The organism is Streptomyces sp. NPDC002623, from assembly GCF_053592635.1.
The window spans coordinates 217,022-235,748 of record NZ_JBSFWB010000013.1; the positions used below are offsets into that span (position 1 = coordinate 217,022).

16 protein-coding genes are annotated in these 18,727 nt (G+C 72.6%); 1 reads left to right on the forward strand and 15 read right to left on the reverse strand.

The window, feature by feature from the left end; genetic code table 11:
- Window positions 1-43: 43 nt before the first annotated feature.
- The gene (locus ACWD4O_RS24625) at window positions 44-2,014 is read left to right on the forward strand and encodes a potassium transporter Kup (protein ID WP_451282856.1); all 1,971 of its coding nucleotides are present in this window, start codon (window positions 44-46) and stop codon (window positions 2,012-2,014) included.
- A 73-nt stretch (window positions 2,015-2,087) separates the two neighbouring features.
- Here the strand turns inward: ACWD4O_RS24625 and ACWD4O_RS24630 are convergent, their stop codons facing one another.
- From ACWD4O_RS24630 to ACWD4O_RS24700, 15 genes are all read right to left on the reverse strand, one after another.
- Window positions 2,088-3,200 (reverse strand): substrate-binding domain-containing protein, encoded by a 1,113-nt coding sequence (locus tag ACWD4O_RS24630; RefSeq protein ID WP_451282952.1) that lies wholly within the window; start codon window positions 3,198-3,200, stop codon window positions 2,088-2,090.
- Between the two features lie 95 nt (window positions 3,201-3,295).
- Entirely contained in the window at window positions 3,296-4,342 is a 1,047-nt protein-coding gene (locus ACWD4O_RS24635; RefSeq protein WP_451282857.1) for an ABC transporter permease, read from the reverse strand.
- Window positions 4,339-6,006, reverse strand: a complete 1,668-nt coding sequence (locus tag ACWD4O_RS24640) for a sugar ABC transporter ATP-binding protein (protein WP_451282859.1) — start codon at window positions 6,004-6,006, stop codon at window positions 4,339-4,341. The genes ACWD4O_RS24635 and ACWD4O_RS24640 overlap by 4 nt, the downstream gene beginning before the upstream one ends.
- 45 nt (window positions 6,007-6,051) lie before the next feature.
- The gene (locus tag ACWD4O_RS24645; protein WP_451282861.1) at window positions 6,052-8,913 is read right to left on the reverse strand and encodes a SpoIIE family protein phosphatase; all 2,862 of its coding nucleotides are present in this window, start codon (window positions 8,911-8,913) and stop codon (window positions 6,052-6,054) included.
- A gap of 119 nt (window positions 8,914-9,032) precedes the next feature.
- Window positions 9,033-10,001 (reverse strand): cyclase family protein, encoded by a 969-nt coding sequence (locus ACWD4O_RS24650; RefSeq protein WP_451282863.1) that lies wholly within the window; start codon window positions 9,999-10,001, stop codon window positions 9,033-9,035.
- Window positions 9,998-11,080: an NAD(+)/NADH kinase gene (locus ACWD4O_RS24655; RefSeq protein ID WP_451282865.1), complete on the reverse strand. Its 1,083-nt coding sequence runs from the start codon at window positions 11,078-11,080 to the stop codon at window positions 9,998-10,000. The genes ACWD4O_RS24650 and ACWD4O_RS24655 overlap by 4 nt, the downstream gene beginning before the upstream one ends.
- Window positions 11,081-11,176: 96 nt before the next feature.
- Window positions 11,177-12,157, reverse strand: coding sequence for an ABC transporter substrate-binding protein (locus ACWD4O_RS24660; protein ID WP_451282867.1), 981 nt, complete (start codon window positions 12,155-12,157; stop codon window positions 11,177-11,179).
- A 79-nt stretch (window positions 12,158-12,236) separates the two neighbouring features.
- Window positions 12,237-12,659, reverse strand: coding sequence for an acyl dehydratase (locus ACWD4O_RS24665; RefSeq protein WP_451282869.1), 423 nt, complete (start codon window positions 12,657-12,659; stop codon window positions 12,237-12,239).
- Window positions 12,656-13,201 (reverse strand): FAS1-like dehydratase domain-containing protein, encoded by a 546-nt coding sequence (locus ACWD4O_RS24670; protein WP_451282870.1) that lies wholly within the window; start codon window positions 13,199-13,201, stop codon window positions 12,656-12,658. Before ACWD4O_RS24670 ends, ACWD4O_RS24665 begins: the two co-directional genes overlap by 4 nt.
- Window positions 13,198-13,998 carry an IclR family transcriptional regulator gene (locus ACWD4O_RS24675; RefSeq protein WP_451282871.1) on the reverse strand — a complete coding sequence of 267 codons (801 nt, stop codon included), beginning with the start codon at window positions 13,996-13,998 and terminating at the stop codon, window positions 13,198-13,200. Before ACWD4O_RS24675 ends, ACWD4O_RS24670 begins: the two co-directional genes overlap by 4 nt.
- Window positions 13,999-14,014: 16 nt before the next feature.
- Window positions 14,015-14,884, reverse strand: a complete 870-nt coding sequence (locus ACWD4O_RS24680) for an alpha/beta fold hydrolase (protein ID WP_451282873.1) — start codon at window positions 14,882-14,884, stop codon at window positions 14,015-14,017.
- Window positions 14,881-15,837, reverse strand: coding sequence for a DODA-type extradiol aromatic ring-opening family dioxygenase (locus ACWD4O_RS24685; protein ID WP_451282875.1), 957 nt, complete (start codon window positions 15,835-15,837; stop codon window positions 14,881-14,883). The genes ACWD4O_RS24680 and ACWD4O_RS24685 overlap by 4 nt, the downstream gene beginning before the upstream one ends.
- Window positions 15,834-17,171, reverse strand: a complete 1,338-nt coding sequence (locus ACWD4O_RS24690; RefSeq protein WP_451282876.1) for a M20 family metallopeptidase — start codon at window positions 17,169-17,171, stop codon at window positions 15,834-15,836. Before ACWD4O_RS24690 ends, ACWD4O_RS24685 begins: the two co-directional genes overlap by 4 nt.
- Window positions 17,168-17,290 (reverse strand): hypothetical protein, encoded by a 123-nt coding sequence (locus ACWD4O_RS24695; protein ID WP_351907440.1) that lies wholly within the window; start codon window positions 17,288-17,290, stop codon window positions 17,168-17,170. The genes ACWD4O_RS24690 and ACWD4O_RS24695 overlap by 4 nt, the downstream gene beginning before the upstream one ends.
- Window positions 17,287-18,519 (reverse strand): Rieske 2Fe-2S domain-containing protein, encoded by a 1,233-nt coding sequence (locus ACWD4O_RS24700; RefSeq protein ID WP_451282879.1) that lies wholly within the window; start codon window positions 18,517-18,519, stop codon window positions 17,287-17,289. Before ACWD4O_RS24700 ends, ACWD4O_RS24695 begins: the two co-directional genes overlap by 4 nt.
- Window positions 18,520-18,727 lie beyond the last annotated feature (208 nt).

Below are 18,727 nucleotides of genomic sequence, written 5' to 3' on the forward strand. Positions count from 1 at the left end.
CGTCGACCGCACGGCGCGTCGACCCCGGTGGAGGAGGGTTGCTGTGAGCGATCGTCAGCACCCGACCGGGCCGGACGACGGTTCGGTGCCGAGATCGGAGTCGGCCGGCGGGCCGAGCGCGCGGGACGCCGTCCGCCTCGCGGTGGTGATCGGCGCCCTCGGCGTCGTGTTCGGTGACATCGGGACCAGCCCGATCTACACCCTCCAGACCGTGTTCAACCCGAACGACCCGCACCCCGTCCCGGTCAGCACGGCGAACGTGTACGGCGTGGTGTCCCTCGTGTTCTGGTCAGTGATGATCATCGTCATGGTCACCTACGTCCTGCTGGCGATGCGCGCCGACAACGACGGCGAGGGCGGCATCATGGCGCTGATCACGCTGCTGAGGCGGCAGAGCGAACAGCGCGGACGGCGGGCCGCCGCCTTCCTCGCGGCGCTGGGCATCTTCGGCGCGTCGCTGTTCTTCGGAGACAGCATGATCACCCCGGCGATCTCGGTCCTGTCCGCGGTCGAGGGGCTCAAGGTCGTCGAGCCGTCCATGGACGACGCGGTCGTCCCGATCACCGTAGTGATCATCGTGGCGCTGTTCCTGGTGCAGCGCAGAGGGACCGCGGCCGTCGGCAGGGTGTTCGGACCGGTGATGATCCTCTGGTTCGTCTCCATCGGCGCCTGCGGCGTGGACGGCATCGTCGACCACCCGGAGATCCTCAAGGCGCTGTCGCCGTCCTACGCGCTGGGCTTCCTGACCGGTCACTTCGGCACCGCGTTCTTCGCGCTGGCCGCGGTCGTGCTCGCGGTCACCGGGGCCGAGGCGCTCTACGCCGACATGGGGCACTTCGGGCGCCGGGCGATCACCCGCGCCTGGCTGCTCCTCGTCTTCCCCGCGTGCATGCTCAGCTATCTGGGCCAGGGCGCCCTGATCCTGGGCGACGAGGCGCACGTCAGCAGCCCGTTCTTCCTGCTCGTGCCCGAGTGGGGACGATGGCCCATGGTCGTGCTGGCCACGGCCGCGACGGTGATCGCCTCCCAGGCGGTGATCACCGGGGCCTACTCGGTCGCCTCCCAGGCGGCCCGGCTCGGCTATCTGCCCAGGCTGCGGATCGAGCACACCTCCGAGTCCACCATCGGCCAGATCTACGTACCGTGGATCAACTGGCTGCTGATGGTCTCGGTCCTCACCCTCGTCTTCGCCTTCCGCAGCTCCGCGGCGCTGGCCTACGCGTTCGGCATGGCGGTGACCGGGACCATCACGATCACCACCCTCCTGTTCTTCTACGTCGCCCGCGTCAAGTGGTCGACGCCGCGGTGGCTGCTCGCCGGCGGCCTGAGCGTGCTGCTGTTCGTGGACCTGCTCTTCGTGGCGGCCAACCTGACCAAGCTCGTCCACGGGGCCTGGTTGCCGCTGCTGATCGGCGTCACCGCGTTCACCGTCATGACCACCTGGCAACGCGGCCGCGCGATCGTCACCGAGGAGCGGGTACGGCACGAAGGCCCGCTGCCCGAGTTCATCGACCGACTGCGCACCGGGGAGGCGCCGACGTTCCGGGTGCCCGGCACGGCCGTCTTCCTCAACCGGGGCAGACAGACGGCGCCGCTGGCCATGCGGGCCAACGTCGAGCACAACCATGTGCGACACGAGCAGGTCGTGATCCTCTCCCTCGAGACCGAGCCGGTGCCCAGGGTGCCGGCCGACCGGCGGATGAGCGTGGACCCCCTCGGCTACGGCGACGACGGGATCATCTACGTCACCGCCCGGTACGGCTACCTGGAGACACCGGACGTGCCCTCCGCACTGGCGACGCTCGACCCGGCCCTGACCGAGGGGCTGCTGGAGCTGGACCAGGCGTCGTACTTCGTCTCGAAGATCAAGCTCCGGCGCGGAGCGGAGCCGACCATGGCGTCCTGGCGGAAGCGGCTGTTCATCGCCACCTCCTACATCACGGCCGACGCCGCCGAGCACTTCGGCCTGCCCCGCGACCGCACGGTCATCATGGGAGCGCACATCGACGTGTAGCGGATCCCTCGACCGAGATCCCGGACACCGACGGCTCTCGCGCGAGCCGGGCATCCGCACGTCCGACCACGCGTCACCGGCCCCAGATCATCCGGTAGGCCTCCTGGTAGCCCGACGGGTCCCAGGAGGTGGCGCCCTGGCTGTTCTCGGCCGTGGCGATGTGGACGGGGGCCACATACCCGCTGGCGGGCCGGCCGGAGAAGGCGCGGTTGAACTCGTCGACGATCTGCCAGCCCTGCAGGGTCAGTGGCTCGGGCACCGTGGCGGACTGGTACTGCCTGCTGTCGATGCGCTGGAAGGCCGAGGGGTCGCCGTCGCCCGCACCGATGTTGAAGGGCGGGCCGGAGCCCTTCCGGCCGGCCGCGCGGAAGGCGGGGGCGGCGTCGGCGAAGTACAGGTCGTTGATGGCGACGGAGTGGGTCCACCTCCCTCGGAACCGGGAGAGGAGGGTGGAGATCTCCCACCGGGTGCGGTTGCTCGCGTCCGCGATCGGGATGTTCTCGTACGAGAGCAGCCGCACGCCCGAGCAGGTGGCGAGTTCCTCTCGGATCAGTTCGGACTTGTGCTTGGCGAACGGGATCGAGGCGTCGGTGATGAGCACGACCCCGGCGTGGCCGTCGGAGTGCGCGATGATCCACTGCGCGCTGATGTCGGCCACGTCCTCGACCCGCGTGGTGACGTTGGTGAAGAGCGGGGGGCGCCGACTGGGACCCGGTGTGGCGACCGCGTGCCAGCCGATGAGCGGGATGCCCATGGCATCGGCCCGGGAGACCTGCCGTGACGTCGAGCCGGGGTCGAAGCCGCCGATGACGATGCCGGACGGCCGGAGCGCCACGGCCTCGCTCATGGCCGCCTGGATGCCCGCGGGCGTTCCCCCGCCGTCGATCACCCGGACGTTCCATCCGATCGCCCGCGAGGCCTCCCGCACCCCCTTCGCGGCCCCCGCGACCCCGGGATTGATCATGGCCTGGGCCACGTAGACGAGGCTCTTGCCGGATGTCGCCGTGGGCCCGGTGGTCGGACCGTTCCAGGGGACGTCGGTCTGCTCCGCCCGGACGACGGCGGCCTGAGCCCTGCCGCGAACGGCAGGACAGCCGCCCGGACCGCCTGTCGAGGCCGCGTCCGACCCGTCCGGCGAGCCGCGCTCGCACCCACCGAGGAGGCTTGCCGTCGCCGCTGCCGCCAGGACACCCGCAACGAGCCGCGAACGCGGACTGCCGACCGGGCGGCGGTCCCGACACCCCGCGCGGGCCCGACGCGCGGCCCGCCGGGTTCGCCCGGTCACGGTGGAGGGCCCGTCGTGTCGGCGGGTTCCCGTGCCGGCGCGGGTTCCGGGCCTCTGCGCAGGCGGTGGCGGGCCGTGTAGCCGGCCAGGCCGACGGCGGCCAGGAGGGTGCCGCCGTAGAACAGGGGGACCGTCCAGAAGTCGGCGCCCAGTTGGCCGATGCCGGTGAGGCCCACCGCGAGGACCGCGACGGCGACCACGGTGCCGAAGGCGTTGGGGCGGCCGGGCTTGATGGCCGTGGCGCCGAGGAGCGCGCCGACGAACGCGGGCAGCAGATAGTCGAGGCCGACGCTCGGGTTGCCGATCCGCTGCTCGGCCGCGAGCAGCACGCCGGCGCAGCCGACGATCAGCCCCGACGTGGTGAACGCGTAGACGGTGTATCTGCGGGTCGGGATGCCGACGAGGTCGGCGGCGCGCGGGTTCGAGCCGATGACGTACAGGTACCGGCCGAGCGGCAGTCGCTCCAGCATCAGCCAGAGCACGACCGCGAGGGCGAGCACATAGAAGGCGGGGACCGGCAGGCCGAGGAACGTGGAGTCGTACAGATCGGTGAACGCGGTCGGCAGGCCTTGCGGGCCGGGGACGATCCGGCCGCCGTCGGTGACCCAGCCGGTCACGGCGTAGAGCATGCTGCCGGTTCCGAGGGTGGCGATGAAGGAGTCGATCCGGCCGAACACGACGATGACGCCGTTGACGACGCCCATGACCGCCCCTCCGACGATCACCGTGAGGCAGGCGAGCGGCCAGGGCCACCCGGCGTGCACGATGAGCTGCATGACCATGACGTGCGCCAGGCCGAGGGCGTAGCCGAGGGAGAGGTCGAACGAGCCGGTCACGATCGGGACCATGGCGGCGAGCGCGAGGACGGCCGGGATCGACTGGGTGTAGAGGATCGAGTCGACCGTGTCCAGCGTGGGAAAGGTGCGCGGCAGGGCGAGGGAGAAGACCAGGAAGAGCAGGGCCGTCAGAGCGAGCAGACCGTAGGCGCTGATGAGCTGCCCACCGGGGCGATGTGCCCCGGGTCGCCCGCGCGAGGCCGTCATGCGTGCGCCGGAGGTTCGGAAGGGGGCACGGGCGGTGGCGTGGAACGCGGCACGGACGGCGGCACGGACGGCGGAGTGGAAGGTGGCACGGACGGCGGAGTGGAAGGTGGCACGGATGGCGGCATGGCCGAGGCCGCTCGGGTGAGTTCCGCGACCGTGAGGGCCGTACCGCTCAGTTCGGACGTCACGGCTCCGCGCACGAAGACCAGGGCGCGTCGGCACACGCTCGCGACCTCCTCGAAGTCGGTGGAGACGAGCAGGACCGCGAGGCCCGCGGCCACCGCCTCGTCGAGCAGGCGGTGGATCGCGGCCTTCGCCCCGACGTCCACACTCGCGGTCGGCTCCTCGAGGATCAGCAGCCGCAGGTCCACGCGCAGCCACCGGCCGAGCATGACCTTCTGCTGGTTGCCGCCGGACAGGATGGCGATGGGCGCCTCGCTGTCGCGGGGGCGCACCGAGAACCGTTCGATCAGGGCGGCGGCCTCGGCGCGTTCGCGGCGGGGGAGGAGCGGGCGCAGCGCGGACAGGCCTCCCGCACGCGGATTGGCCAGCAGGTTCTCCCGGACGGTCAGCCCGGCGGCGCAGCCCTCCCGCACCCGGTCGCCCGGCACGAAGCCGACTCCGAAGCCCACGGCCTCCGCGACCGTACGGGGGCGGTACGGCTGTCCGCCGAGCAGGGACCGCCCGTCGAGGAGGGGCCCGGACCCGGCGAGGGCCCGGCCCAGCTCCAGATGTCCGGCCCCCGAGAGGCCGACCAGGCCGAGGACTTCCCGGGCCCGCAGCTCCAGGCCGACCGGCCCCGTGCCGACGGTCCGTACGCCGTCGAGGTCCAGGAGGGCCGGTCCGTCGGCCGGAGTCATGGCGGACCGGTGAGCCGTCGGTTCCACGCCGTCCCCGTCCCCGTTCCCGTCCGCGTCTCTGTCTCCGTCTCCGCCTCCGCCTCCGCCGACGATGTCGTGGACCAGGCTGACCGGGCTGTGGCCCGCCAGCGGGCCGTGGCTGACGAGGCGGCCGTCGCGCAGCACGGCGAAGGAGTCGGCGACCCGGTACACCTCGTCCAGCCGGTGGGTCACGTAGAGGATGGCGTGCCCCCGGACGCGCAGGGCGTGCAGGACGTCGAACAGCCGGGCGCAGTCGGCGGCCGGGAGGCGGGCGGTCGGCTCGTCGAGGACGATGAGCTTCGCGCGGGCCGCGAGTGCCCTGGCGATCGCGACCAGCGAGCGCTCGGCCGGGTCGAGCCCGGCGATCGGCGCGTCGGGGTCGAGCTGCCCGGCGACGGCCCGCAGGGCGTCGGCGCAGCGCTCGCGGGTCCGCCGCCAGGAGATCAGTCCGGCGCGGCGCGCATAGCCGGCGCTCAGGGCGATGTTCTCGGCGACCGTCATCCACTCCACGAGACCGAGGTCCTGGTGGATGAAGGACATGGTCCGGGAGGCGGCGTGACTGCCGAGCGGGTGTCCGGCCACGGTGATCCGCCCGGCGTCGGCGTGGTGGACGCCGGCCAGCACCTTGATCAGCGTCGACTTCCCCGCGCCGTTCGGCCCGAGCAGGGCGAGCGTGCTGCCGGCGTGGACGTCCAGATCGACGTCGTCCAGCGCGATCGTCCCGCCGAAGCGCTTGCGGAGCCCGCGGACGCGGACCAGGGGCTCCGACGCGAAGGGACGCATGAACTGATCCTATAGGGATCATTCATGATATTTCAGACATTCACTTCACGCCGCGTCGAGCCCGCATTCGGCCCAGATGACCTTGCCCTGCGCGAGGTAGCGCGTGCCCCAGCTCCGGGACAGCTGCGCGACGAGGAACAGGCCCCGTCCGCCCTCGTCGGTGCTGGCCGCCCGGCGCAGGTGCGGGGCGGTGTTGGCGGCGTCGGAGACCTCGCAGATCAGGGCGCGGTCGTACAGCAGCCGCACCCGGATGGGCCCGGAGCCGTGGCGGACGGCGTTGGTCACCAGCTCGCTCAGGATCAGCTCCGCGGCGAACGAGGCCTCGTCGAGTCCCCAGTCGGCCAGCTGGCGCATGGCGGCCGCCCGGACTTCGCTGACCTGGGCCGGGTCGGCGGGCAGCTCCCAGGTCGCGATCCGGGCGGGGTCCAGCGCGTGGGTGCGGGCGACGAGCAGGGCGATGTCGTCGCAGGGGTGGGCGGGCGCCACGGTGTCCAGGATCGCCTGGCAGGTCTCCTCGGGGGTGCGCCCCGGCTGGGCCAGGGCCTCGCGCAGCTGTTCGAGGACCAGGTCGACATCGCGGTGCCGGTCCTCGATGAGCCCGTCGGTGTAGAGGACCAGCTGACTGTCCTGCGGGACGTCGATCTCGACGGCGTCGAAGGGCAGCCCGCCGAGGCCGAGCGGCGGCCCGGCCGGCAGGTCGGGATAGGACACGGTGCCGTCGGGGCTGACCAGCGCGGGCGGCGGATGACCGGCGCGGGCCATGACGCACCGCTGCGTGGTCGGGTCGTAGACGGCGTAGAGGCAGGTCGCGCCGATGATGCCGACGCCCTCGCCGTCGGGGTCCTCCCGGTCCAGCCGTCCCACGAGGTTGTCGAGGTGGACGAGGACCTCGTCCGGCGGGAAGTCGAGTTCGGCGTAGCTGCGCGCGGCGGTGCGCAGCCGGCCCATGGTGGCGGCGGAGAGCATGCCGTGCCCGACGACGTCGCCGACGAGGAGGCCGATGCGGCTGCCCGAGAGCGGGATGACGTCGTACCAGTCGCCGCCGACGTCGGATTCGGCGGGCAGATAGCGGTGGGCGACCTCGACGGCGTCCTGATCGGGCAGACCGTGCGGGAGCAGTCGGCGTTGCAGGGCCAGGACCATGGCGCGTTCGTGGGTGTAGCGCCGGGCGTTGTCGAGGGACAGGGCGGCCCGGGTGGAGAGTTCCTGGGCGAGCGAACGGTCGTCGTCCCCGTACGGCTCCCCTGCGCGGTAGAAGCTGGCGATGCCCAGGAGGACGCCACGGGCGACCAGGGGGACGGCGATGAGGGAGTGGACATGCTCCAGCAGCTGCTCGGTGTGCTCGGGATCCTGGGCGAGCCAGCCCGCCGCGGCCTTCAGGTCCGGCTCCAGCACCGCCCGTCCGCTGGTCAGGCACCGCAGCTGGGGCGCGGTCGGGCCGAACTCGATCCGCTTGCCGACCGGAGTGAAGGGCAGACCGTCGCGGATGCCGTGGACCACGACGCGGCGCAGGTCCTCGACGGGGTCGGCGGACTCCTCGCCGCGCAGCGCGGCCTCGGGCAGATCGACGGTCACGAAGTCGGCCAGTCGCGGGACCGCCGTCTCGGCCAGTTCCTCGGCGGTGCGGCGTACGTCCAGCGTGGTGCCCATCCGGGCGCTGGCCTCGGACAGCAGCTCCAGGCGGCGGCGCGCGGCGACGGCGTACGTCCCCACGTGCGGCTCTCCCAGCAGCACCAGCCCTCTGGCCGCGGGCGACGGCTCCGCGGCCTCGGGCAGCCGCCCGGTCCGCCCGGTCCGCCCGGTCCGCACGGCGACCGCGAGTCGTGGGCGCGATCGGGCCGCCGAGAGGACGGCGGGCTCGGCAGCCAGCTCGGCAGCGGGTTCGGCGGTGGCCTCGGCGGTGGCCTCGACGGTGGGGAAGCCCAGCACCTCGTCGACCTTGTGGGGGACGAGCAGCGGCGCCCCCGGGACGGAGCCGGGGAGCAGCGCCTCGATGGCGATGCCCTGCACCCCGGACGCGCTCGTCATCGGACGGCTCACCAGCGTGATGCGTCGGCCGCCGGGCAGGGAGACGTCGACGGCGGCCCGCTGGGCGCCCGAGATGAGCTCGGCGGCCTTCTCCTTGAGGATCGCCCGGTCACGAGGGTGCAGATCGAGGGCCGGCACGCGGTCCAGCCCGTCGGCGGCGTCGGCGCCCGGCACGTCGGTCCTGGTCGCCAGATACGCCTGCAGCAGAGCGCGCTCACGCGTGGAACTCTGCCTCAGCAGCCGCCGCTCCGTGGCCTGGGCCGCCTTGCGGATCACGGCGGTCAGCGCCGGGGTCTCGGCGCTGAGCGGGTAGCCGAAGCAGAGGATCCCCTCGATGCGCCCGCTGAGCGGGTCGCGGACCGGCAGCGCGATGCAGGCGCCCCGCTGGGAGCGCTCCGCGAAGTGCTCGGCGCCGTAGACCCGTATGAGCTGCCGTTCGGCCAGGGCGAGGCCGATGCCGTTGGTGCCCGCGACCTGCTCGGCGAACACGAATCCGGGCACGGTCTGGATCGCCGGCAGCTTTCTGAGCAGCGACGACTGTCCGAAGCGACGCAGCAGGACGGTGCCGCTCGCGTCGGCGAGGGAGATGTTCATCTCGCTGCCGGAGAACCTGGTCTGCAGCCGGTCGAGCACCGGCACGGCGGCGCGGACGAGCCGGCCGCCCGGATCGAAGTCCTCCCGGAAGGGAAGGTCGGTCTGGTCCGGCGAGAGGCCCAGGGCCCGGCTGCGCCGCCACGAGCTCAGAATGGGCGTGCGGACGCCCGCGTCGACCGGCTCGCCCTGCAGAAACCGCTCACGGAAGCGCGTGGGTCCCGTGCCGCCCGTCGCACGTCCCGTCGCTGTCGGTATCGGTGTCGGCTCGCTGTCGGACCGGACCACGCTCTGCCTCGCTCGCCTCTGCCATAAGCCACTTTCCGGAGGAATCCGGCATTGCCGAGGATACGGTCATTGGTGGCGCGAGTCACGGCCGTCACCTCACGCCCGGCACCGGGCAGCCGTCAGAGAACCGCGACCGGGGTGACCGGCGAACCCGTGCCGCCCGGCACGTTCAACGGCGACACGACGAACAGGAACGTGTGGCGCCCCGCCTCGGCGGTCGCGGCGGAGAGGGCCTCCAGGTCCAGGTTGTCCAGCAGCGGCACCCCCAGCGCGGCGACGGCCAGGGTGTGCACCGGCGAGTGCACGCCGGCCACCGGCGAGGGCCGCACATCGCTGTCGCCGTCGCCGCCGAGCAACGCGATCCCCCGCTCCGCCAGCAGCGGCACGGCGTCCACATGGAAGCCCGCGCTGCCCGCGCCGGAGTCCCAGGCGCCGAGTTCCGTGCGGCGACGGACGTGCCCGGAACGCAGCAACACCGCGTCGCCCTCGCCGATCGTCACCCCGAGCGCCTCCTCCACGGCGATGACGTCCTGCGCGTGCACCGCCCGGCCCGGCTCCAGCCACGGGACGCCGAGGACGGCCGGCAGGTCGAGGAGCACGCCCGTCGTGACCAGGGGGCCGAGCGCCGACACCGCGCCGAAGCGGGCGCCCGCGGCGTCCACGACCTCGTGCGCGGTCCGGCCGTCGTAGAGCCGCCCCCGGTAGGCGATGTGGCACAGTGCGTCCAGATGGGTGACGGCCTTGCCGTGGTGGTCGACGGCGATGAAGTCCTTGTAGGCGGTCGGCTCCGGGCCCTCCACGTCACCGAGGTCGGTCATGTGGTGCAGGGCGGGCCTGCGGTTGTCGGGGCCGGGCTCGGTGTTCCAGGGCAGCGCCATCGGGACGACCGTCCCCGACCGAACGCACGCCGTGGCCCGCCGTACGTGATCTGCGGTCACCCGGTTCCAGGCGCCGCGGTCGGCCGGGGTCCAGCGACCCCACGTCCGCACGGCCTCGAAGAGCGCGTCGAACTCCCGACGCGAGACCGGCGGCCCGTTGCCGACGCCGGTCAGCTCGATCCCGGGGTCCTCGGCGGGGCCCGGGCTCATCCGTGCGCGCCGGGATTCGACGCGCCGTCCGGGCCCGAGGGCAGCGCGAGGTGGGCGAGGTCGCCCGGCGGAGGACTCGTCACGGACCACAGCGGAGCGGCGTCCCCGTCGGCGATCGCGGCCGGGGCGTCGGTGAGATTCATGCGCTCGCGCAGCCTGCCGTAGAAGTCCGTCGGACCCAGCCGGACCGCCCGAAGCCGCCGGGGAGCCGCGTACACCCCGATCCAGTCGCCCGGGTCGAGCACTCCCCGCAGCTGGCCGTCGACGCTGACGGCGGCCTGGCCGGACCGTTCGAGGATCCGCAGCGCGACGGGTTCGTCCGGGGCGGCCACCACCGAGCGGTTGAACGTCATGTGCGGGGCGACCGGAGTGAACACGAGACCCTCCGCACGGGGCGAGACGACGGGACCGCCGGCGGCGAAGCTGTACGCGGTCGACCCCGTCGGCGTGGCCACCAGCAGCGCGTCGGCGGAGTAGGACGCCAGGAGCCGGCCCGCCAGATAGACGCCGACCGACACCTGCCGGTCCCTGGACAACTTCTCCACGACGATGTCGTTCAGCGCGATGACGTCGAGGGCGACGCCCCAGTCGTCACCGACCTCGCAGTCGGGGCGCACCGCCGGCGCCGGCAACAGCGGCCCGCGGCCGTACCGCAACAGCGCCGCCACGTCCGGCGGCACCCGCAGCGGGCAGGAGGCCCGCATGGTGAGCAGCATCCGGCTCTCGACGGTGAGCCGCTCCTCCCGCACGGCGTCCAACGCCGCCCGGACGGCCGTGGCGGGCACCTCCGTCAGAAAACCCACCCGGCCGAGATCGACCCCCAGGACCAGGGCGTCGTGCTCGGCGGCCAGCCGGGCCCCGCGCAGGAAGGTGCCGTCGCCGCCCAGCGTGACGACGAGATCCGGGTCTCCCGCGGCGGCGACCTCCTCCCGGGCGCTGTGCCGCTCGCCTTCCCGCCACACGTCGATGTCCGCGCACCCCACGGCGTTCTCGGCGCACCACGCCCGCACGGCCCGCGCGGCGTCCACGGCCGCCGCGCGCCCACCGTGCACGACCAAGCCGATCCGGTTCACCGCCATGCCTGCCTCCCAGCCGACTCGCACGGACGCCTAGAAAGCCATACTCGCCGCGAAAGCCCCCCGGCGCGCCCCGCACGCCCACGCCGCCGTGCGCCGTCAGGTCGCGTGCTGCTCGTACCAGCCCTCGAGCAGGGTGGTTCCGAGGTCGGGCGACTTCTTGATCAGCTTCTGGGAGAGCAGGAAGTCGACGATCTTCCGGGACGAGGCGAGGTCGGAGTCGTCGATGCCGCGCGCGGCGAAACTGATCTCCGGGAGCACCTGAGTGGTCTGCGCCACCGGGAGCTTGGCCTGCCGGTCGGCCGCCTGCGCCGCGGCGGCCGGGTCCTCGGTGACCAGCTTGTCCGCCTCGGCCACGACCTTGAAGATCTTCCCGGCGACGTCCTCGTTGTCCTTCAGCCAGTTCTGGTCGGCGAGCAGCCACTGTGCGTACCGCACGCCGAAGTCGCCGATGCGGCCCGCGATGTGCCCGCCGTCGGCCGCGCCCTTGGCCGCCCACGGTTCGAACAGGATGTACCCGTCGATCAGACCGCGCTTCAGCATCCCGGGGATCTCCGGCGGAGAACTCTGCAGGATCTTCACGGACTTCGGGTCGATGCCGTGGTGCCGCAGATACGTGTGGGTGGCGTAGAGGCCGAGCCCCTGGATCGACGCCATCGTCCTGATCTGCCGAGGCTCGGTGACGCCGTTGCGCAGGACCACCTTGAGGTAGCGGTCGGACGTCTGGAAGACGCCCAGGGCCCGCAGGCCGGGGCTGGTCACCATCAGCGGCAGCGCGGTGGAGTCGGCGTTGGCCGAGATCTGCGCGGTGCCCGCCGTCACCGCCTGGGCGGCGGCCGGCCCGCCCTCCGTCTGCACGAGCTGGACGTCCACCCCGGCCTTGTCGAACAGACCGCGCTCCTCGGCCAGGTAGAACGGGGCGTACGAGGCGTCGACGCCCAGGGCGACGCGGACCGTCGGCCGCCCGGCCGACCCCACGGACGCCGAGTCCGTCGACCCGGCGGTACAGGCGGAGGCGAGGACCAGCGCCGCGCAGGCGGCGATCAGGGCACGCGGGGTGCCGGTTCTGACGGTGTGCATGGACGTCCTCCCAGGGGCGGAAAGCTCGAGGACTCGACGGTCCCAGCACGGGCCCGGACCGGTAAGCGCGACGTCCTGCTCACCGGACCGACAGCTCCACCGTCCCCGTGACGCACGGCGTGCCGTCCTCCTTGACGATCGACACGTCGAGCGACACCCGGACCCCCACTTCGGAGCCGGAGCCGGAGCCGGAGCCGGTGACCGAGCGGACCGTCGCCGTCCAGGTGAGCGGTTCGCCGGCTGTCGCGGTCGCGGCATTGCGCCAACTCACGGCGAGGAGACGGGCGTCGGGGCCGGCCCAGGCCAGTGCGTGCCGACCGAGCGTCTCGCCGTGGAGGGTGGACTGCACGACGACGTCCGGGAACCCCTCCGAGACCGCGAAGGCGGCGTCGTAGTGGATGCGGTGCGAGTTCCACGACACCGCGCTGAACCGGAACAGCTGCACCCTGCTGTGCGTGTACCGCAGAGGGGCGCAGACCTCACCCGCGATCGGGGCCGTCACGCGGCGCCTCCCCGGGCCTGAGGCTCCAGGGCCTCGCGGACGACGATCGTCTCGTCCACGGCCGTCAGCTCGCTCCCGTCCGCCGACGTGAACCGTGTCGTGAGCGCCAGGAGCACGAACGCGCCCGAGCGGCCGTGCTTGCGCTGGGCGGACACCACCGCCCGGGACGCCGTGACCCGGGTGCCGGCCACCGGTGCCCGCGTCAGCCGCACCGACTGACCGCCGTGCACCTGACGCACCGGCAGGCCCCGGGTGCACGGCGACTCCCGCACGGCCAGGCCGTCCGGCCGCAGATCCCCTTCCACCGGCCCGTCCTCCCAGCTCATCGTGCCCGCGAGGAACAGCGGGGGCGCCTCGACGGGCTCCCCGGCCGCCTCCCGGGCGCGTGCCCACCGGACGTACTCGTCGTCGTTCAGCGCCGCCGCGTACCGGCAGAAGTCCCGGACCGTCATCGCGCCGCAGTCCTCGTGGTCCCAGCGGTCGACGAGACGGCGGGCCCGCGCCAGCACCTCGTCCAGCGCGGACCCCCCGCCGGCGTTCACAGCGCCGACCGCAGGGCTCGGCTGATCCCCAGGCCCGCGGTGCGCAGCGCGCCGGCGTGGGCGGTCGCGTCGACGCGGTAGGTGGGCGCGGTGATGGACAGCGCGCCCGCCGGAACGTCCTCGCGGCCGAAGACCGGCACGGCCGTGCTCGTGTAGCCGAGCCGCACCTCCTCCGCCTCCGTCGCGACGCCCTGCTCCCGGATCCGCTCCAGCTGGCCGCGCAGCCGGCCCGGCGAGGTGATCGTGTGCCGGGTGAACGGCTTCAGCCCGCTCCTGACCACCTCGCCGAAGAGCGCGCCGGGGGAGAAGGCGAGGATCGCCTTGCCGGTGGCCGTGCAGTACAGCGGCAGCCGGCCCGCCACCCGGGACTCCTCGCTCAGCCCCCGGTGCGGCAGGATCTTCTCCAGGTACACCACGTCGAGGCCGTCGTGGATCGCGAAGTGGATCGTCTCCCGGGTGGCCAGCAGCAGATCCTCCATGTACGGCTGGGCCACCTCGCGCAGGATCCGCTGCCGGTGCACCCGCTGGCCGATCTCGAACAGCCGCAGTCCCAGCCGGTAGTTGCAGCCCGCTCTCTCCAGCAGCCCCCAGACGACCAGCTCCTGGCAGAGCCGGTGCACGGTCGCCTTCGCCACGCCCGTGCGGCGCACGAGATCGGCGAGGGACAGCGAGTCGTCGTCGACGGTGAACGCCTCCAGGATGGGCCGCACCTTGCCGAGCACGGAGTTCATCGAGTCGTGGTCGGAAGCGGAGCCGGGGCCGGGGACTGCGGAGCGGTCGATCGGGACGACGGTCATGAGAGCACCTCGCGATTCAGTCGACGGAGGACGCCTCGGCGAGGAACGCCAGGCTGAGCGGGTTGTAAAGATCGGCCTTCTCATGCTGAGGCCAGTGCCCGCATTCGGGGAAGACCTCCAGGCGGGCCCCCGGGATCGCCGCGGCGATCGCCTCCGCCTCCGGGACGTCGCCGAGCGGGTTCTTGTTGCCCCACACGACCAGCGTCGGCACCTTGATCCGCGCCATGCGGTCCGGGCGCAGCAGGTTGCGCTCACGGGCCTCGACCTCCTGCAGCGCCAGCAGGTTGTGCAGGTTCCGCCGGAACTCGGGGTGGTGGTAGATCTCGTACCGCACCCGGGTCAGCTCGTCGCCCAGCTCCTCGTCCCACTCCGCCCACAGCAGCCGCAGCCGCTCGCGGGTGAAGGAGACGTCGTCCTCCAGCGCGGCGGCCCGGGTGGAGGTCTTCAGCCGGTCCATCACCTTCGGGTTGATCTTCGTGCCGCCCATGCACAGCAGCTGCAGCGAGGCCACCCGGTCCGGGTGCTCGCTCGCCGCCCACGAGCCCACCCAGCCGCCCAGCGACTCACCGACGAGGTGCGCGCGTTCGGCGCCGACCGCGTCCAGGTAGGACAGCAGGTGATCGACGTACGCCGGGATCTCGCCGGGCCGGTCCGGCTTGCCGGTGTAGCCGTGCCCCAGCATGTCGACGGCGTGGCAGCGGTAGCCGGCCCCGGCGTGCGCCGGGATGTTCCGTACGAAGGCCTCCAGATGGCCCGTGGTGCCGTGCAGGAACACCACGTGCTCGCCGTCCTGCGGGCCGGCCTGCAGGGCGCGGGTCCTGAAGTCGCCGGTCTCGACGTACGCGTGGCGGTAGTCGAGGCCCGACAGTTCGGTCCAGATGCTCATGACTGCCTTTCGTGGGTCGGTGCGGGATCGAGGACGGCGACGGCCATCCCGGTGAGCCATTCCGGCATCGGCTCGTAGGCCAGTCGCCGCCCCGGGACGTGGTCGAGGACGGCGGCCATGAGCAGCCAGGTGCGCAGCTCCTGCGCCCCGTTGCCGGCGGCCTTCTCCAGCTCCCCGGTGGTGAACGCGGTCGCCCGGTGCGCCTGGCCGCGCTCGACGAGCGTCAGGAACCCGTCGTCGAACTCCGGGGTGATCGCCGCCTCGGCGGCGCGGATGATCTCGCGGCGGCGCGCGTCGTAGTCCTGCCAGTTCTCGCGGCCGTTCAGCCAGGCGCCGACCATGAACTCCTCGTCGTCGCCGTGCGGATCGCGCCAGTCGGGCCAGGGCAGCCGGTGCGACAGCCCACCGGAGCCGATCACCGCGATCCGGCGGTCGTCGGGGAACGCCAGCGCCGCCTCCCGGATCGCCCGGCCCAGCTGGTCGCAGCGCTCCAGGGTGGGCAGCGGAGGCGCGAACACGTTCACGACGAGCGGCACGATCTCCACGTCCAGCCCGTCGAGCAGATACTGGATCGCGTGCGACTGCCCGTGGTCGATCTGCAGCCGCGCCGAGAACGCGACGTCGAACCGGCCGCCGTCCACCAACGAGTCGGCGAGATGCCGGGCGAGCGGGACGTCGACCGACTGCGGCCCCTTCGGGGTGCCGGACTCACCGCTGGCGACGCACTCGCCGACGCCGATCGTGAACGCCGGGATCAGGTCGAGCCAGAAGCCCCGGAAGTGGTTGGAGCCGACCAGGATCACGGTGTCGGGCCGGGCGGCGGCGAGCGCCTCGCGCGCCTGGCCGAGCGCGTCGCGGAAGCGTTCCGCGCGGTCCTTGTGGAGGGTCTCCTCCCAGTGGGTGTTCATCAGCGTGCTGTGCGACGCGCCCACACCCAGGACGATCTCGGTCATGCCGTGGCTCCTTCCAGCTCGGCGCGTGTGCGGGTGACGGTGTCGACGGCCGTCCGGATCAGATGGCGCGTCAGCTTCTCCATGGCCCGCACCGAGACGGTGTTCATGCCCCGCGCGAAGTCGATCCCGAAGGGCGCCTCGACGACCTTGGGCATGCCGACCCGCACGGTGGGGATGCCCCGGTTGCGCAGGATGTTGGCGTCGGTGGCACCGCTGTTCCCCCGGATCGCCTCGTGCTCGCGGCCCTCGAACGCGGCCCAGCCCGCCGTCGCGCTACGGCAGATCCAGCTCTGCGGGTCCGTCCGCGTGCCCGGGATCGCGACCGCCATCTCGGCGCTCACGTCGAGGCCGGGCAGCTTGCCGCGGATGGTGTCGATCGCCGCGAGGAACTCCCGCTTGGCCCGCATCGGCGTGGTGTCCGGGCCGATGCGCAGATCGACCATGAGGGTGCAGGAGGCCGGCGTCACCGCCGCCGTCCGCGGCCAGCCGCCGTGCACGGAGGCGACGATGCCCTGCGGGGCGACCGTGCCCGACGTATGGCGCTCGGCGTACTCGACGAACCACTCCTCCAGGTACCGGGTGACCTCACCGGCGCGGGCGATCGCGTTGTCGTAGGGCAGACGATGCCGTGAGCCGACGTAGGTGTGCGTGCCGCGGACGGTGACCTGGAACCAGACGAGGCCCACCTCGTCCCAGGAGACCGTCCAGCCCGGTTTGGCGATGACCGCGTAGTCGGTCCACACGCCCTGCTCCAGGAGGAACGAACAGCCCACGCCCTGGCCCGTGTTGCGCCGCACCCCGACCGGCCGGGCGTTCGTGGGCATGCCGCCCGCGCCGAACGCGGCCACCAGATCGCCGGTGAGCGGCACGCCCGCCAGCCCGATGGCCTCGGCGGCCATCATCACGCACGCGGCGTGCCCCTTCGGGTTGGAGGCGCCGAGGCCGACGACGAGATCGTCGTAGACCGTGGCCTGCGGGCGCATGTCGTCCCGCAGCTCGGGGCCGATCCAGGGGAGGTCCTCGCTCTCCTCGCCGACCGTGAGGGTGTCGATCGGCGCGTAGAGCATCAGGTCGGGGCCGGTGCCGTCGCCCTCCAGCCGGGCCCAGGCGTTGGCCTGCCGGTCGTCGAGCGGTTGGACTTCCGTGCGGCATCCGGAGATCGCGAGGGTGTCCGCGATGTGCGCGGCGAGCGGCCCCTCGTCGCCGGTGGGGCTCGGGATGTCGACGAGCCCGATGATCAGCTCGCGCAGCCGGTCGCCGGTCACATGCCGCCAGGCCTCCTCGGCCCAGCCGCGCCGCCGGTCGTCGAGGCCCGCGAGCCCGTCGGGGCTCACTGGTTGATCCTGTGGACCTGGGTCATGGCGGTGCGCGCGAGGCGCTTCCTCGCCAGGGGGATGCCGACGGCGATCGCGGCCCCGGCCAGCAGGGTGAGCAGGGTACGGCCCATGGTCATGCCTTCTTCTCGATCGGGGGGTTCCCGCCCGCCGGGTTCGCGCCCGCCGCCGCGAGCTTCTTGGCGTACTCCTCCTCGCTGAGGTTCCGCCAGGCGGTCAGCGAGATGTCGGGGCGGTAGAGCTTCTCCGGCGGCGCGTCCGTGATGTCGACCATCCACGCGTCCTGGCCGGAGAACTGGCCGTGGAACAGCCAGCGGATCGCGCCCAGGTACTTGGCGTAGAAGCGGAGCGTGTTCCAGCCCTCGGTGAAGTTGACCATCACGCCGACGTAGCGGTGGCTGTCCTCGTCGACGGGGACGTAGAACTCGTAGTGGATGAAGTTCGGGTAGGCGATCCGCAGCACCCCCGGCATGGACAGGGAGGCGAAGCCGGGGAACTCCTGCGCCTCGATGACCGGGTCGACCCGGTCCGGCTTGCCGGTGTTGCCGATGTTGAAGGTCTCCTTCGGCGGCTGCTGCTTCCACCAGCGCTTGTTGCTCCAGTGGCCCACGCCGGGGAAGTCGGCCTCCCAGTGGACCTCGTCCTGCACCCGGAAGATCCACCGGTCCCTGGGCACGATCCGGGTGATGTTCCAGGTCGGCATGGGTTTGAACAGCCGCCACAGCGCCGTGCGGTGCAGATACTTGGCGTGCCCCTCGTCGAAGCCGTTCTCGCAGGCGAAGCGCCAGTTGCCGGAGCGCGGGTCGATCCGCCCGCCCATTACGAAGGCGTTCTCCACCAGCTCCTCCGGGAGCTGCGAGTCGATCGGGTGCGGTTCCTCGTCGGCGATCGGGATGTACACCCACACCATGCCGAGCCGCTCCTCGACCGGGTACGTGCGCACCGAGACCTTGCCGGTGAGCCGACAGCCCGGCCCGTCGGTGATGACCGCGCTCAGCTTCCCGGTGGGCAGGTCGAAGGTCCAGCCGTGGTACGGGCAGCTGACGGTGCCGGGGAACTGCTGATCGCCCTCCGACAGCGGCACCCCCCGGTGCGGGCAGCGGTTGTGCAGCGCGTACGCCGTGCCGTTGTCCCTGATCAGCGTGATCTTCTCGCCGCAGATCGTGAACGGCAACGGTTTGCCGGTGATCTGGCCGGCCCAGGTGACCGGGTACCAGTAGCCGCGGAAGCCCGCGCCCGCCGCGTCGTAGTGGGGCCAGGAACGCCAGTCCTGGCGGCCGGGCTCGCCGGATGCTCTGCGGCGCCCGCGGACGGGAGTCTGTGCCTCGGGTGAGTCCTCGACCGTCATCGTGCGTGTCCTCCTGCTGCCGTGCGAACAGTCGACCCGAGCATGCGGGCGCCGACGGATCTGCCCAAGGGACCCGTCTCGCTGAGCAGAACGCCCCCTCGACGACGGGACGGCGGAGGAATCCTCGGGCCGCGTCCCGCTCAGCGGACCCATGCCGATGCAGGGAGGTCGGGCCGGGGTCTACGGTGCGCCAATTCGGGCCGCTCTT

Bases quoted from the DNA above. Each gene is read 5' to 3' on its own strand.
- ACWD4O_RS24635 (WP_451282857.1), bottom strand. From the start codon at position 4,342: ATGACGGCCTCGCGCGGGCGACCCGGGGCACATCGCCCCGGTGGGCAG.
- ACWD4O_RS24640 (WP_451282859.1), bottom strand. From the start codon at position 6,006: ATGCGTCCCTTCGCGTCGGAGCCCCTGGTCCGCGTCCGCGGGCTCCGC.
- ACWD4O_RS24650 (WP_451282863.1), bottom strand. From the start codon at position 10,001: ATGAGCCCGGGCCCCGCCGAGGACCCCGGGATCGAGCTGACCGGCGTC.
- ACWD4O_RS24655 (WP_451282865.1), bottom strand. From the start codon at position 11,080: ATGGCGGTGAACCGGATCGGCTTGGTCGTGCACGGTGGGCGCGCGGCG.
- ACWD4O_RS24660 (WP_451282867.1), bottom strand. From the start codon at position 12,157: ATGCACACCGTCAGAACCGGCACCCCGCGTGCCCTGATCGCCGCCTGC.
- ACWD4O_RS24675 (WP_451282871.1), bottom strand. From the start codon at position 13,998: ATGACCGTCGTCCCGATCGACCGCTCCGCAGTCCCCGGCCCCGGCTCC.
- ACWD4O_RS24680 (WP_451282873.1), bottom strand. From the start codon at position 14,884: ATGAGCATCTGGACCGAACTGTCGGGCCTCGACTACCGCCACGCGTAC.
- ACWD4O_RS24685 (WP_451282875.1), bottom strand. From the start codon at position 15,837: ATGACCGAGATCGTCCTGGGTGTGGGCGCGTCGCACAGCACGCTGATG.
- ACWD4O_RS24695 (WP_351907440.1), bottom strand. From the start codon at position 17,290: ATGACCATGGGCCGTACCCTGCTCACCCTGCTGGCCGGGGCCGCGATC.
- ACWD4O_RS24700 (WP_451282879.1), bottom strand. From the start codon at position 18,519: ATGACGGTCGAGGACTCACCCGAGGCACAGACTCCCGTCCGCGGGCGC.